The following is a 15,369-nucleotide window of genomic DNA, read 5'->3' as shown; positions in this document are numbered from 1 at the left end:
TTATCAAAAGATATTAGGTATGATCATTATATTGATTGATGTTATTGTTTGCTCGCTTTCATATTTTGATAAGCTTTTTATAATTTCATTAAAATGAAAGTCTACGTAATTTTAAAAACGTCTTCCTCCTTGCTGCCCTCTTCTATTACCTCCGCCAAAACGTTCTGCCATTTCTTTTGCTTTTTCTTCAACGATGACTTGGTATTCTTCCCTGCTCACTTCTTTCCCTTTTACAGGCGGCTCGATAGCAATAGGCTCCTTAGGATTAAGTACCACTTTTGTACAAAGGATAGTCGTATTGTTTGTGCTAAGCTCTAAAATGAGTCCTGGTAAACCACCAAACTCATCTGGTCCGTGACTCGCAGGGATCATAGGTGTGTACCAAGCAACTATAGTTTCTGTCTTAGGTTCCTCTTCTGCTACTTCAATGTCGCTTGTTGTACTAGCAGTAGCTGTACTATCTTCTTTTTTCTCACGATCTCTCTGCCCTTGTCTCGCTCCTCTTCCCATGCGGCTCCACATGTTCTGCTCGATATTTCTAGTCGCTACCGCTTTAAAAACTGGATATTGCCCTATTACTTTACTCTCTTTTACGAGTTCCCAGTTTAAATTGTTTAAGGTGTCTTTTACTAAGAAAATCTTACCCATCATATCATTTTCACGAGCATAATCATTTGATGCACGGTTAGAGTAAATCCCTCCTTGAGTAAATCCTCCTCCAAAACCACGTCCACCTCCACCTTGTCCAGGTGCTTGAAGTTGTTCTTCCTCCTTATAGTAAGACTCGTCTTTATTAAAGCTCAGTATATATTCCTTTTCTAAAAAGCTTTTCATGCGCTCTGCAATCTGTTTTTTACGAGCTTCTGTTAGTTGTTGCCCACCACGATTAAAGCGCGACATATCTATCGTAGTCTTGGTTTGGTAAGTTGCAACACCTTCTATTTTCTGTGCTTGAACGGCTGTACTTATTGTAAGCGTTACAAACGCAACACACAACCACTGAGATATTTTAAGAGTCATATTTCTAATTATTTATACTTTAGACTTTTAAAGTACCGCATAGTTTGAAAGGTATTCAAATTTTAAGAAAACTTTAAGAACTCTAGTTGCGTATTATTTCTGTGGTTGTAAACACACGACTACCATTCTTTCCTCTTTTACCTCCTTGACGCTCCATCATTTCGTCCATTTTTTCTTCTTGAATCTTATTAAATTCATCTTTGGTAACCTCTTTACCTTTTTCTGGCAGTACTATTTGCACTCCCTTTTTTGGGTTCAAAACTACTTTTGTACACATAAGTGAGAATTTACCATCACTCACTTCTAGTATTAAGCCAGGTAATCCCCAGTACTCATCCGGGCCATGATTTACAGGTATATCTAGTGTGTACCATGCAGTGATTGTTCTAGTCTTAGTCACAGACTCCTCCTCCTCTCCTGTCTCTTCATTAAAAGATGGCTGCTCATACTCTTCAGAGGTAGTAGCTTTAAAACAAGTGTATACTCCTATGTTTTTCACCTCTTTTTCTAGAACCCATTCTGGTTTTTTGGGAGAATCTTTTATTAAAAAAAGTTTCCCCATAATTTCACTTTCTTTTAAAAGGAGGTTTTCTGCAAGATTGCGATATGTCACTCCTTTATCTCCGGTCACAGTAATTCTTATTCCATTTGCAGAAGGTGTAGGTACAGCAAGACTTTCTTCTTGTCGATATGAAGACTCCTTACCTTTAAAAGTGAGTATATACTCCTTCTGGAATTGCTTTCTTAATTGTTCTTCTATTTCTTTTTGCATTTCTGACGAAACATTTTTTGCCTTGTTTTCGTCTAGCTTTAGATCGATAGACCGTTGTGATTGATAGGTTGCTACACCACTTAATTGCTGTGAGTTTGCTTTCGCGAAAGCGCACATGCATATAATTACCGTTATGATTGTTGTTTTCATCCTTATTTGATGTTTAATCTTTATTAATTTTTTAAATCACTTGAATGTTTGAGCTTTTTTAAAGCGGCTGCTAGCTCTTTTAACTTTGAACTTTCTTGAAGTGTAGTGACAAAGCTGCGTAAATTTTCTTTCAAACTTTCAAATTCTGGGATCTGGAGATCTTTAAAATTTTCAAGCGTAATCGTATCTTTTATGTGTATATGGTAAGAAACTTCAGGTTGATGCGTGCTGTCTTTAAATCTTCTTAATACACGCTTAAAGTTGTCTGTAGTATCTTTTATTTTGTATGTGGTAGATACATTACTCTTGTAATGCTTGAGACTGTCCTTGTGAAAAAGAATATCTTCTTCTCCTATCTGTTTTAAACTTTTTACAAGCAACTTAAGTGAGCTACCCTCCTGTCTCTTTTCTGAAACAGTCAGAGTACTATCTTTTAAATTTATTGTGTTTTGAGCCGAAGTCACAGTAGCGACTAAAATAAAACAAATTGCGATAACCGTTTTCATAGATTTCATAATAGATTGATTTTAAAATGTTTGTTTATTGAACAGTACAAATATGGAGAAGATCATCGGCTATTTGAGTTAACAACCGTTAACGAGTGTTAACCGATTTGTTTTAAAGTTCCTTATAAAGCATCTTTGAATTATGAAATCAAATAGATACACTTATATCATTTATTCAATAGCCACTGTTATTTTCATAACTCTTGCTATACAGATCTATTGGAACTATAAAAATTATGAGTCTGGAAAAGAACAACTTAAAAGAGAAGTACAAATATCTCTCAATCAAGCAGTAGATGCTTACTACGAGGAAGTAGCTATTAGAAATACTTTAGGTTTATATAGTTCAGATGACACCCCAGACACTGACGGTATTAGAACTGGTATTTCCTCTTGGATAAAAAGCCTTGATACCATTAACAAACGTGTAACAGGTATCACAATAAATGACACCTCCAATACAAATGGCTTTTTATCGATTCAAGGAGCCAGTCCTCATCAAATTGATAGTATCATAAATAAATCTAAATTAAAAGTTGAGGAGCGTTTTTCAAAAACCCTAGAGAAAGTTTCCCCTAATTCTTCTAGAAGAACGTCGTGGAAAATCACTGGTGATAATCAAGAGGTCGTTGATTCTTTATACAATAGAATCGAGCAAAACGTTTTAAGAAATAACAAGAAAAAAGGAGAAGGTGATCAAAAAGCCTTAGACTCAATCATTAGAGACACAACTCGTTTAAGTGCTCTTACAGATCTTACGACAAAAATTATTGTCTCTTTTAAAGATGATCAAATAGATGTAAAAAGACTTGACACCATTGTTGTAAATCAACTCAAAGCTATCGGTATTGATAGGAAAGCACATAGCCTTACCTACTCCCCAAAAGGGGATACTATAACTAAAGTAATCCCTGGATCACCAAAATATGTAGACCCAACTTATCAACTCAATGTTATCGCTACTTCAAAACTTCTGCCATCAGAGAGTATTTTATCCGTTGGTTTTAATGATGTTACGTCCATTATCCTGAAACGTAACCTGTTAGGGATTTTACTCTCCTTTGTGTTAATGGTTGCAGTTATATCCTCACTGTTATACCTACTCAAAATTATACGAGAACAAAAACAACTCGCCGAGATTAAAAATGATTTTATAAGCAATATCACCCACGAGTTTAAAACACCTATAACCACTATAAGCGCAGCTATTGAAGGCATACAGCATTTTAACAAAGAAAACGACAAAGAAAAAACAGAGAAATACCTTGCCATGTCTACCACACAGCTAGGTAAACTTAATACCATGGTGGAACGCATTCTAGACACCGCAACATTAGACAAAGAAGATTTATCGTTGAAAAAAGAGCGTTGCAACCTAGTGGAAGTGCTTGAACATTTGATTAAAAAATATAAAGAAATTGCACCTGAGATTCCTATTACGCTTAAAAGTTCAACATCTTCAATATGGGCCACAGTAGATGTTTTTCATCTAGAAAATGCTATTGATAATCTAGTAGATAATGCCACTAAATACGGTAAACCACCAGTAACCATAGCAATAAGTAATACAAATAGTAACATCCACTTGTCGATTACAGATACAGGAAAAGCACTTACAAAAGATCAAGCATCTCAATTATTTGAAAAGTTTTACCGCGTGCCCAAAGGAAATACTCATGATGTAAAAGGTTTTGGGATAGGACTATACTACACCAAAACTATTATTGAAAAACATAATGGTTCCATAGAGGTGTCTACTGTTCCACAAACTTCATTTAAAATTACAATTCCAAATGGTAATGACTAAACCTTATATCTTACTCGCAGAAGATGAGCCAGCACTTGGACTCATTGTAAAAGAAAGTCTGGAGAGTCGTGGCTTTAATGTAACACTCTGCACAGATGGTGTTCAAGCGATAAATCAATACCAACTTAAAAAGCCTGACATCTTAGTGCTCGATGTGATGATGCCTAAAAAGGATGGGTTTACTGTGGCAAAGGAGGTTCGTGAACAAGATGATGAGATTCCTATAATATTTCTCACTGCAAAGTCTCAAACGGCAGATGTGGTTGAGGGGTTTAGTATAGGTGGTAATGATTATCTCAAAAAACCTTTCAGCGTAGAAGAGCTTATTGTAAGAATTCAGAATTTACTACAACGTAAAACATTGCAACAAAAGACTGAGGCTATTACCATCGGTAGTTATATTTTTGATTTCACAAGGCAAGAATTACGCTTTCGCGGAAGCGTACAAAAGTTAACCCATAGAGAGGCTCATTTACTATTTCATCTTCATAAAAATCGTAATGCCGTTCTAGACCGATCACTTATTCTTAAGAAATTATGGGGTGATGATGACTTCTTTTCTGCAAGAAGCATGGACGTCTTTATATCAAAACTTAGAAAAAAACTAAAGGACGACGCTACTATAGAAATCGTAAACGTACGTGGATACGGCTATAAGCTCATCTGCTAGTGTGAAGGCTTTGCTTGAAACATATTTACTAGAAAAAAGGTGCCAATCTTACGAGCTCTAAACTTTGCCATCTCTGCCAGTTCGCCCTCATATAGCTCATCTACCGTTTGTACCCAGTGATTAAGCCACACACCAAAGTGTTGCTCATTTATAGTGTAGCCTTCATCCCTATCTACACGTTTGTGCGTTTGTAAAGGTCTTCCCGTAAAAATCTTTTTAAAGAATAAATTGCCCTCCCAGAAATCTGTGAGATGCTCAAAGTGGTGTGGCCAGTCTGTAATGTGTTTATTAAAAATAGGTCCCAAATAAACATCACTACGTATGCGACCATAGAAAGTGGTTACAAGTGTATATACATCTTCTCTATTTTCAATATCCTTTTTCACCTTACAAAGGTATTAACTATAACGGCTAGATTTTTGTACTTTGCTCATTAATGCATAAACTGATTAACATATTACTTTTGCTTGCCACCATCACGGCAACTAGCCAGAATTACACCTTAGAAAAGATTAATGAGGTGACACTCGATACTGATGCCTTTATAGGTATTGATGCTTTTAATGCGCTGTACCATATCAAAAATGATGTTTTATATAAAGATGATGTTAATGAAGGTTATCAATTTACAGCACTACAGCTAGGTGCTATCACTTCGGTTGATATTCTTAATCCGCTTAAAATAAGTGTGTTTTATGAAGCTACAAATACCGCAGTAATACTAGACAATACATTAAGTGAGATTACCCGCATTAATTTTTCTGCCATAGATGATTTTAGGAACATAAGTCATGTTGCGACAAATGGTGATAGACGTTTATGGGTATTTAATACAGACCTACAACAACTTGAGATTTTTGACTGGAATACAGATCAAATAACCACACAATTCCCACCTATGCCAGTTAATGCTACGACACTAGCTACTAATTTTAATTTTGCGTGGGTAGTAAATGAAATAGGGTTGTTTCATTACAATAACTACGGTAGCTTTTTAAGTAAAACAGCCTTACAAGATATCACGCTCATTTCTCAAAGCAAAGGCGCTGTTATCTTGCTCTCACAGGGTAAATTACACTATAAGCCAAAAGAATCTAATGAATTTATAGCATTGAAAACTCCAGATTTTACCATAAAACAACTTTCGTTGAATGGCGAAATCCTGTATCTTTACACCGGTCAAAAGTTAGCTGCTTTCCGACTAAAACTTCCTAAAAAACCTTAACATGCACATTGCAATTGCCGGTAACATCGGAGCAGGTAAAACTACCTTAACTAAACTTTTATCTAAACACTTTAACTGGACTCCACAATATGAAGATGTTGTAGATAATCCATATCTAGATGATTTTTATAATGAGATGGAACGCTGGTCGTTCAATCTTCAGATTTACTTTTTAAATAGCCGTTTTAGACAATTGCTAGACATAAAAGATAGTGACAAAACGATTATTCAAGATCGTACTATTTATGAAGATGCATTCATCTTTGCTCCTAACCTTCATGCGATGGGTCTTCTTACTAATCGTGATTACAATAACTACAAGTCTCTTTTTGACTTGATGGAAAGTGTAGTAGATGCACCAGACTTGATGATTTATTTACGTAGCTCTATTCCTAACCTAGTATCACAAATACATAAGAGAGGGAGAGATTATGAAAATTCTATCTCTATCGACTATTTAAGTCGACTTAATGAGCGTTATGAAGCTTGGATACATGGTTATAAAAAAGGGAAGCTCCTCATTATCGACGTAGATAATATTAACTTTGTAGATAATCCTGAAGACTTAGGAGATATTATTAATAGAATAGATGCTGAGTTAAACGGTCTTTTCTAGGAACTAGAATCTATTATTACTTACTTAATTTCAGTTATTTACAAATAAAAATGAAGCTTTTTACATCTGTAAAAAGCTTTTCTAATTGAATAAAATAGGCTAGTTTTGCGCCTTCAAAAACTAACAAATATTATGAAAAATCTTAAATTTATTTTAATCCTTGCTATTTCCGTAATGGCTATTTCTTGTGGTAATGATGATGACGGTACACCAGCGGGACCTACATTAACTCCAGCACTTCTTGAAGGAACATATAACTTCACATTTTTTGAGAGTGAGGAGGTAATAGAACAGCAAGTAACAGGAGGGACGGCTACGACAACTATCACTGAGGTAGGTGACACCTTTGGATCATCAAACATCGTTTTTAACGCAAACGGAACTTACACTACTAATTTCCAATACCGTTTAACAACAACTACTCAACTAGAAAACAACGACCCAGTAGAAGAAACTGAAATAATTGTCGATTCTGATACAGGTAGTTATACTGTAAACGATGCAGATCAAACAATAACTTTTGACGGTGATAGCACAGGTGATGTGACTTTATTTAACAATAGCCAATTGAGAATAGAATTTATGGATGTAGACGTAAGTACAGATAGAACATCTACAACAAATCAAGAATTACGTTTTGAAAGACAGTAGTCACAAAGCAATTTAACAACACACAAAAACGGCTACTTTATGTAAAGTAGCCGTTTTTTTTCTATTATTTTATAAGCCCTATGGACCTTGCATGCTCCTCTGCAAAAGCACTTTTTTCTACTAGTACCGCAGGAGTAGTCTCATACTGACTCAAAACACTCTTAACTCTAAGCACCTTTTTCTTGTGCTTTACACTACGCAAATACACAGCTATTATTTGTTCTGGGTATTCTTTAGCCACTTCTAGATAAATATCTACATCGTGCTCTCCACTATCTCCTATAAGTACAAACTTAAGATTAGGATATGCATTTAATATATTTCTAATCTCATGCTGTTTATGAGGCTTTTCTGGTTTTGGCGTTTTTTCAAAAGGACCACGTAGATCTCTCAATAAAATAGGGCCTTTGGGGAATTTTTGATTTCTTACAAACGACTCGAGATAACTATATAAATTCCACGGACTGTTACTCACGTAAAACATAGGATTTGCATCTTGTCCAGATTTCCCTCTATGTAATTTTCTATAGAGTTCTGGTGCTCCCTCCAGCGAAGTGCGCTTCCCTACATTTTTAAAAAACGTATTTATAATAACCCTCCATTTTAATAAAGAGGCAACACCAGTGTGTAAGATAGTGTCATCTATATCGCTTATCACCCCATAAGAGGCTGTCTCTGCTGGAATAAGCATCTCAATAGGAAATCTGTTCTCTCCTAGCACAGTAATTCCCTTTTGGACATCATCAAAACTTATCACCATTTGTAGCCAGCCTTCATCATTTGCTATTACTCCTAGCCCATCAACCTTTTCATCAATTTTAAAATATCCTTCGGTATCTGTAATGGTATAAAATGACCTATTGTCTGGCAGTGTCACCTTTAACTTTGTATGTCGTAACTCATCACTATCAAATTGCTTGTAAGCATTTTTTAGAGTAGAGAGAAAGCTTGTTTTCTTAAGATCTACCCCCTCATGCTCAAGCGCTCTACCTATTAAATACAAGTGATTTGATGATCCGTAAGATTGGTATCCGTCTATCTGTATGGGATCAGACTTTGATGAAAAAAACATAGTTTGTGGTTTTTTATAAAATTACGCTTTCGTACTTCGGCAGGCTCAGCATAAACTTCAGCACACTGAAAGCGTAAACTTAAACAATACAAAAAAAAGGCGTACACATAAGATGGTACGCCTTTTAATATTTTAGGTATGGATTTTACTTTGCTGCTGTAATATCTTTTACCTCCCCTCTTGCAGGATAATCTTTTTTCATAATAAAATCAATCCCCCCTAGAAGGTCATCAAATTGCGGTCTTGCAAATGGCATAGACTGCACTGATGAAAAGAAAAGTGTTCCGTCTGGCTTGATTAGAAATAGTCCAGGCTCTGTAAAGTAATCTGGTTCCTTATCTGAAACTGCTTTAGAAATATACAATCCGTACTCTCTAGCTTTTTCTAGTGATAAGTTATATCCAATAGGCAGTGATGGAACGTCCCAATCTTTCCCAGCTATTTTTGCACGCTTTTCTGTATCTCCACTTATGGCAATTACATTTATTCCTCGCTCCGTAAATTTATCTAATTGTGACGCCAGATCCTCAAGCTGTGCTTTACACACTGGACAGTGTAATCCTCTATAAAAAATAATGAGTGTAAAATTTTCGGCATTCTGCTCACTTAATTTCCAATTTGTATCATTTATTAAAGGCACTTCTAGTGAAGGTACTTTAGTCTTAGGTAATATCATAATCTTGTTTTTTATAAAAATACCCGAGATGAAGGTTAAAGTATATTAATATGACAATAAAGGTTTGTTAAGAAATTATATTACACACACTATTATACCTCCATACCAATTAGTTATAAAAAAGCGAGCCTAATTGGCTCGCTTTAGTTTTGAATTGCCTAGATGTTAGTTTCTTATTTCATTTTCATAGTCATCCATTTGCTGTTTAACCTGAGCTTCTGTACCCGTAAATTCCTTTACCTCTGTAGTTACATCCCCGTTATCATCTGTAATAGTGGTGACTGTTCCTACAAATTGTCCATTTTGTTCGGCTATGGAGAAGCGTACTTCTTTTTGTACCTCTCTAGATTCTACTATACGACCATCTTGAGTAATCTCAACAACGGCTCCATCTTGAGTAGTAATAGTAAGCCCATCTTCACTATGACCACCTAAAATAGGCGCAATTACTAAACCTATAAGGCAGGTTAATTTTATTAATATATTCATAGATGGTCCAGAGGTGTCTTTAAATGGATCTCCGACTGTATCACCGGTTACAGCAGCTTTATGAGCATCTGAACCTTTATACGTCATCTCACCATTAATTTCGACTCCTGCTTCAAAAGATTTTTTTGCATTATCCCATGCGCCTCCAGCGTTATTCTGGAAGATCGCCCATAGCACACCGCTTACGGTCACTCCAGCCATATAACCGCCTAACATCTCTGCAATTGCTTTATGCTCCATGCCAAATAACATAGGTAGAAAGGCTATGACTAATGGAAAACCTATAGTTAGAACTCCAGGAAGCATCATTTCTTTTAAAGAAGCTTTGGTAGAAATAGCAACACATTTATCGTACTCTGGCTTTCCAGTACCTTCCATGATACCCGGAATCTCTCTAAACTGTCTGCGTACTTCCTCCACCATTTCCATGGCTGCTTTACCCACCGCATTCATGGCAAGGGCAGAGAATACTACGGGTACCATACCACCCACAAATAACATTGCAAGAACAGGTGCTTTAAAAATATTAATACCATCTATATCTGTAAACGTTACATAAGCTGCAAATAAAGCAAGTGATGTAAGCGCCGCAGATGCTATAGCAAAACCTTTTCCTGTAGCTGCTGTAGTGTTACCTACAGAATCTAAAATATCTGTTCGCTCACGTACGATAGGCTCTTGCTCACTCATCTCTGCGATCCCTCCAGCATTATCAGATATAGGCCCAAAAGCATCTATTGCTAGTTGCATTGCCGTTGTTGCCATCATGGCAGAAGCTGCTAGTGCTACACCATAAAATCCTGCAAAAGCATATGATGCCCAAATGGCACCTGCAAATAATAGCACGGATGGGAATGTAGAAATCATACCCGTTGCAAGACCTGCAATGATATTTGTTCCAGCTCCTGTGCTTGATTGTTGTACAATTTTAAGAATAGGTGACTTACCTAAGCCCGTATAGTACTCCGTCACAGATGATATAACCGCTCCTACGACTAATCCTACGATGGTTGCATAAAAAACACGTATAGAAGATATTTCTTGTAACCCTTCTCCAAAGAATTCCATTTGCATATTTTCTGGAAGCATCCACTTACAAAGTGCGAAACAAGCGATAGCAACTAATACTATAGAAGTCCAGTTACCTATATTAAGTGCGCCCATCACCTCGGACTCTTTTGCATCGTTAGTTTTAATTTTTACGAGCATAGTACCTATAATAGAAATAATGATCCCTACACCTGCTATTGCCATGGGCAATAGAATAGGGCCTATTCCTCCAAAAGCATCGGTGATGCTTCCCCCCATATCTTTTATCACATAGTTCCCAAGAACCATTGCCGCAAGCACAGTAGCTACGTAAGAACCAAATAAATCTGCTCCCATACCAGCAACATCTCCTACGTTATCTCCCACATTATCTGCGATAGTCGCTGGATTACGTGGGTCATCTTCTGGTATACCTGCTTCCACTTTACCTACAAGATCTGCACCTACGTCTGCTGCTTTGGTATAAATACCTCCTCCTACACGGGCAAATAGAGCGATAGACTCTGCTCCCAGTGAAAAACCTGCTAGCGTTTCAAGAACTACCGTCATATCCATTGTATTAGTCCAAACACCTCCCATAAAAAAGTGAAAGAAGAAGATAAAGAACGCCGTAAGTCCTAATACTGCCAGGCCTGCAACTCCTAGACCCATCACCGTACCTCCACCAAAGGAGATTTTAAGAGCATTAGGCAGACTGGTTCTTGCAGCTTGCGTAGTACGCACATTTGTTTTTGTGGCTATTTTCATTCCTATATTTCCTGCAAAAGCAGAAAAAACAGCGCCGCATATAAATGCGATTACAATGAGCCAGTGTGTAGTGGGAACTACAAAGGATACAATTGCAAGTAAGACACTTACAATAATCACAAAAATAGTGAGTAGTTTATACTCTGCATTTAAAAAAGCTAGCGCTCCTTCATAGATATGATCAGAAATCTCTTTCATCTTACCGTCTCCGGCGTCTTGTTTCATTACCCAAGATTTTTTTACGAGCATGTAGATCAACCCGAGTAATGCTAGTGCGATAGGCACGTAAATCATTATTGATTCCATATATTATTAGGTGTTTTTATAAGGGATTCTTAAATAAATCCTTAAAATATTTAACAACTACTAATGTAGGAAATTAGATAGAACAAAAAAAACAGCTTTTAAGGCTGTTTTTTTAACTATTCTATACTGTAAAAAAGTATCTATTTGATAGTAACTTCTTCTACAGGAATATCAGATTCTTCGTAACGTTCGATACATTTTTGGATAATATCTTTTGCTTCATGAACATCTCCCCATCCTCCTACGTCTACTTTCTTTTCTTCAAGATCTTTATACACTTGGAAGAAGTGCTCAATTTCTTTTATTAAGTGTGGATTACAATCAGAAAGATCTGTAAGCTTACTAGCCGAAGGATCACTTACAGGTACACAGATTACTTTTTCATCTGGTCCTTTCTCATCTGCCATGTGAAATACTCCAATAGGCTTTACTTCGATTACACAACCTGGAAAAGTAGGTTCTGTAACTAACACTAATACATCAAGAGGATCACCATCTAGCGCAAGAGTTTCTGGAATAAAACCATAATCTGCTGGGTACATCATAGAAGAGAAAATCATACGATCATAACGCATTCTCTTTAATTTAAAATCGTACTCATACTTGTTACGGCTCCCCTTAGGAATCTCTACTAATACGTCAAATGTTGTTACTTTATCTGCTGTCATAATATATTATATTTCAAATCTCTTGTACTTAAACACATGAGAAATGTATCAATTAAATCACAATTTCTTAAGCTTACACTTTATTAAACAACTGCATAACAACCATTTACTTTAAAACATATTTCTTAAGGCGTGCAAAAATACGCTGAAATAGCGATTTAGCCAAATATTGGTGCGTTAAGATTAGGTTAGGTGTTTAAAAAAAACTCGCTTTTAAAAAAAGGCTAACAAACTATCCTACAAGAAGTCTCCCCTTAAAAATAAAACCCAAAACTACCCGTCACTCCTATCTTCCTCGCATCTGGAACAGAATTATAATTTCCTCTAAAGTTAAGATCAATACGGAACACCTTAAAAATATTACCCACTCCTACACTATACTCATAATATGGCTCTACAGATGGCGCTATCATGCTCGGAGTAATCGCAGTGACGGGTTGTCCTTCTTCAAAAAGTAAACTCTCAAATGCTGGACGGTTTAAGTCAATATTCCCTTGAGAGATATTACCTATCACCCCACGGACGCTTACAATCTCGCGTAGATTCAAATTTTTAAGTAATGGAATACGATTAAAAATACGTCCTCCAAAATTGTGTTCTAATTGTAGCGAGGCATACTCATCTGTAGTAAACTCATAAAAGTTAAGCTGGCTAAAGGTATTAAAGATTGAAAATAACGACTGGTTACCTGGTACTGGACTTAATAGCGCTAGTGGCACCTCATCAAATGTTTTACCTATTTCTGTAGAGGCTGTTAATGTGCCAAGACCTCCTATACGAATTGCCTTCCTTGCAGAAAATTGCACTTTATCATAAGCAAAATCACTATCAAGTGTTCCTTCTAGGCCACGTGTATAACTTGCATAAAAACTTGGGAACCACTCATTAGTTACTCTACGCTCTACTCCAAACCCTGAAGTTTTCTTTCCTGGCTCCCAGATAGTGGTAAGAACCACTTCTGCTTGTTTTAACTCACCTGTAGTAGTTGTCTGCGTAGCATCTGTAAAATAATCGAGGCTAAAAGTTTCTGAAGCCGACTCTAACGTTCTCAAAGAGAAGTCGGCTCTCACTTGAAGGTTGCGCACAATCTCTACCTCGGCTGCGATATTTGCCAGCTTGATAGAGGTTAGTTTATCATTGGTCGCAGTATTCACTAGTGATGACGAGGCTAGATTTCTTCCAAGCACGTCTCTAGATGTCGTAAGACTCGCTCCTATTTGCTCCACGTCTTGTCTATATCCACCAGAGACGATAAATCTACTTTTCTTATCTAGCAGCCATTTTCCTGAGATTCCAAATTTTCCTTTTTTATCCTTAAATCCGTATGCTAAAAACCCTTCAAGTCTCCATGGATCATTCTGTGAGAAATATGTTCTTCCTCCTGTGCGCACACGTAGTCCTTCTACCTCATTAAACCCAAAGGTTGAAAATATAGGCCCGTAATCAAAGTTTAAACTTGGAATCTCATAGTATCCAGATGCAAGAATGGATCCTAGGTTGTAAAGGTTTTTAAATTTCTTTACCGTTTTTAAGGTGTCAAGCATCTTATAAACTCCTAGCTCATCTTTACTAAGTGCCTCTTTTCTATTTTCTTGCCAGAACTCATCGCTACGATTAAAAACATCCTTATCGTAGTTATATACCTGTCTGTCATAAAAGTCCTTTTCTAGCTTGTTGTCAAAATTATGGTTATCGTATAAGGTAGTGCGCTTACCGTACATACCTCTAGACTCCTCTTTTTCGCGCAAAGCGAAATCAGATAAGAAATAATCTCTTGAAAGTAAAAAGGTGCTATCATTTACGATATCAAATTCTTGCTCCATGTAAATCTCTTTTACCCAGTTTACATTAGCACTTTTAGAAAGCTGCATATTAATTTCCTTAATAGCCCATGTAGAGTCATTCACCCAGAAATCTCCTTTAAAGGTAAGTTCGTTTTTACGTCTAGGGTAGTAGATGATGTTATAACACCACTTATTATTGATGTAAGCACTATCTGCAAGTACGTAATTATAGGTTTGGATACCTGTACGAGAAATTGGACTGGTAAAACTCTTGTCAAAAAACTGTAGGTAGTTGTCATAGATATCATAATCACTATATAGACTTTTTACAAAACCTATAATCGTTTGATTCTCACTAAAACCACTGTTTTTATTTCCTTCTAGAATCTCCTTTTCTTTATTAATTTCATTATCACCATATACTTTTGAGAATGCCTCATTTACAAAAATAGGCAGGTAGGTTTTTCCAGTAATACGGCTCGTGTCTGTTTGCTCAAATATGAACTCCATCCCTCTAAAGATGCGGCTATTGATAAGCGAACTATCAATAGTGTTGAGATCAAACTCTAGCTTTTCATACTTGTCATAAGCATACTGCTTGTACTGTCTTAATCCGTTCTGGCGTTTATTTGCCCATATTTTACGAAGTATATCTACCGCTGGGTTATTTTTCTTATCTGTCTTTCCTGTAAATATGACTACCTCGTCTAGTGCTCCTGCCTCTTCCTCTAGCGTCACTTTCATCTCATAATTCACCTTCTCACTTAGGTCTATCACCTTATTTGAAAAGCCTATAAAAGAAAATCGTACTTGATTCCAAGTCTGGTCAGACTCTAGGTAAAAACGTCCATCCTCATTGGTTATCGTCCCTTCATTAGACCCCACAAATATGACATTTACAAAAGGCAGACCATTACCATCTGCGTCAAAAATCTCACCACTCACTTTGGTTTGACCAAATAAATTTGCAGCGCAGAGCATACTAGCAATAATGATTAAAAAATTATATTTCATAATAAATAATCTATGAGGATAGCCTATAAATTGGGGTCATCATCAGTTTAACATTATATAATGTCAAGACTCTGACATCATATTTATCACAACCTTACTTAAGATTATAATAAATTAAAAAATCCCTTCCGGTTAAGAAAGGGATC

Annotated in this window: 14 protein-coding genes; 5 read left to right on the top strand and 9 right to left on the bottom strand. The window is 36.4% G+C overall.

Annotated features, from left to right (window positions below; all coding sequences use genetic code 11):
- Positions 1-111: 111 nt before the first annotated feature.
- The 3 genes from JM84_RS04485 to JM84_RS04475 form a co-directional block, all read right to left on the bottom strand.
- Positions 112-1,020 carry a GLPGLI family protein gene (locus JM84_RS04485; RefSeq protein WP_144782947.1) on the bottom strand — a complete coding sequence of 303 codons (909 nt, stop codon included), beginning with the start codon at positions 1,018-1,020 and terminating at the stop codon, positions 112-114.
- A gap of 82 nt (positions 1,021-1,102) precedes the next feature.
- Positions 1,103-1,942, bottom strand: coding sequence for a GLPGLI family protein (locus JM84_RS04480; protein WP_144782945.1), 840 nt, complete (start codon positions 1,940-1,942; stop codon positions 1,103-1,105).
- 23 nt (positions 1,943-1,965) lie between these two features.
- On the bottom strand, positions 1,966-2,457 hold the full coding sequence (locus JM84_RS04475) for a hypothetical protein (protein WP_013750252.1): 492 nt from the start codon (positions 2,455-2,457) through the stop codon (positions 1,966-1,968).
- Positions 2,458-2,590: 133 nt separating this feature from the next.
- Between JM84_RS04475 and JM84_RS04470 the strand changes: the two genes are divergently transcribed.
- Positions 2,591-4,255, top strand: coding sequence for a sensor histidine kinase (locus JM84_RS04470; RefSeq protein WP_144782943.1), 1,665 nt, complete (start codon positions 2,591-2,593; stop codon positions 4,253-4,255).
- A complete protein-coding gene (locus tag JM84_RS04465; RefSeq protein WP_261375700.1) occupies positions 4,248-4,925 on the top strand; it encodes a response regulator transcription factor in 678 nt (225 codons plus the stop codon). Before JM84_RS04470 ends, JM84_RS04465 begins: the two co-directional genes overlap by 8 nt.
- On the opposite strand, the gene JM84_RS04460 is transcribed toward JM84_RS04465, so the two are convergent.
- Positions 4,922-5,311, bottom strand: coding sequence for a group III truncated hemoglobin (locus JM84_RS04460; protein WP_013750255.1), 390 nt, complete (start codon positions 5,309-5,311; stop codon positions 4,922-4,924). The two genes, JM84_RS04465 and JM84_RS04460, sit on opposite strands and share 4 nt — an antisense overlap.
- A gap of 77 nt (positions 5,312-5,388) precedes the next feature.
- Here JM84_RS04460 and JM84_RS04455 point away from each other — a divergent pair, with 77 nt between their 5' ends.
- From JM84_RS04455 to JM84_RS04445, 3 genes are all read left to right on the top strand, one after another.
- A complete protein-coding gene (locus JM84_RS04455; protein WP_144782939.1) occupies positions 5,389-6,150 on the top strand; it encodes a hypothetical protein in 762 nt (253 codons plus the stop codon).
- 1 nt (position 6,151) lies between these two features.
- Positions 6,152-6,766 (top strand): deoxynucleoside kinase, encoded by a 615-nt coding sequence (locus JM84_RS04450; RefSeq protein WP_144782937.1) that lies wholly within the window; start codon positions 6,152-6,154, stop codon positions 6,764-6,766.
- A gap of 132 nt (positions 6,767-6,898) precedes the next feature.
- On the top strand, positions 6,899-7,417 hold the full coding sequence (locus JM84_RS04445; protein ID WP_144782934.1) for a hypothetical protein: 519 nt from the start codon (positions 6,899-6,901) through the stop codon (positions 7,415-7,417).
- 64 nt (positions 7,418-7,481) lie between these two features.
- Here JM84_RS04445 and JM84_RS04440 read toward each other — a convergent pair whose 3' ends face one another.
- The 5 genes from JM84_RS04440 to JM84_RS04420 form a co-directional block, all read right to left on the bottom strand.
- Positions 7,482-8,489, bottom strand: coding sequence for an App1 family protein (locus JM84_RS04440; protein WP_144782932.1), 1,008 nt, complete (start codon positions 8,487-8,489; stop codon positions 7,482-7,484).
- Positions 8,490-8,634: 145 nt separating this feature from the next.
- The gene (locus JM84_RS04435; RefSeq protein ID WP_013750260.1) at positions 8,635-9,165 is read right to left on the bottom strand and encodes a peroxiredoxin-like family protein; all 531 of its coding nucleotides are present in this window, start codon (positions 9,163-9,165) and stop codon (positions 8,635-8,637) included.
- A 165-nt stretch (positions 9,166-9,330) separates the two neighbouring features.
- Positions 9,331-11,757, bottom strand: coding sequence for a sodium-translocating pyrophosphatase (locus JM84_RS04430; protein WP_013750261.1), 2,427 nt, complete (start codon positions 11,755-11,757; stop codon positions 9,331-9,333).
- Between the two features lie 140 nt (positions 11,758-11,897).
- Positions 11,898-12,425, bottom strand: coding sequence for an inorganic diphosphatase (locus JM84_RS04425; protein ID WP_013750262.1), 528 nt, complete (start codon positions 12,423-12,425; stop codon positions 11,898-11,900).
- Between the two features lie 254 nt (positions 12,426-12,679).
- Positions 12,680-15,223 carry a DUF5686 and carboxypeptidase-like regulatory domain-containing protein gene (locus tag JM84_RS04420; RefSeq protein WP_013750263.1) on the bottom strand — a complete coding sequence of 848 codons (2,544 nt, stop codon included), beginning with the start codon at positions 15,221-15,223 and terminating at the stop codon, positions 12,680-12,682.
- Positions 15,224-15,369 lie beyond the last annotated feature (146 nt).

This window comes from Dokdonia sp. Hel_I_63, assembly GCF_007827285.1.
GTDB lineage: Bacteria > Bacteroidota > Bacteroidia > Flavobacteriales > Flavobacteriaceae > Dokdonia.
This window is presented reverse-complemented; position numbering and strand designations above follow the sequence as displayed.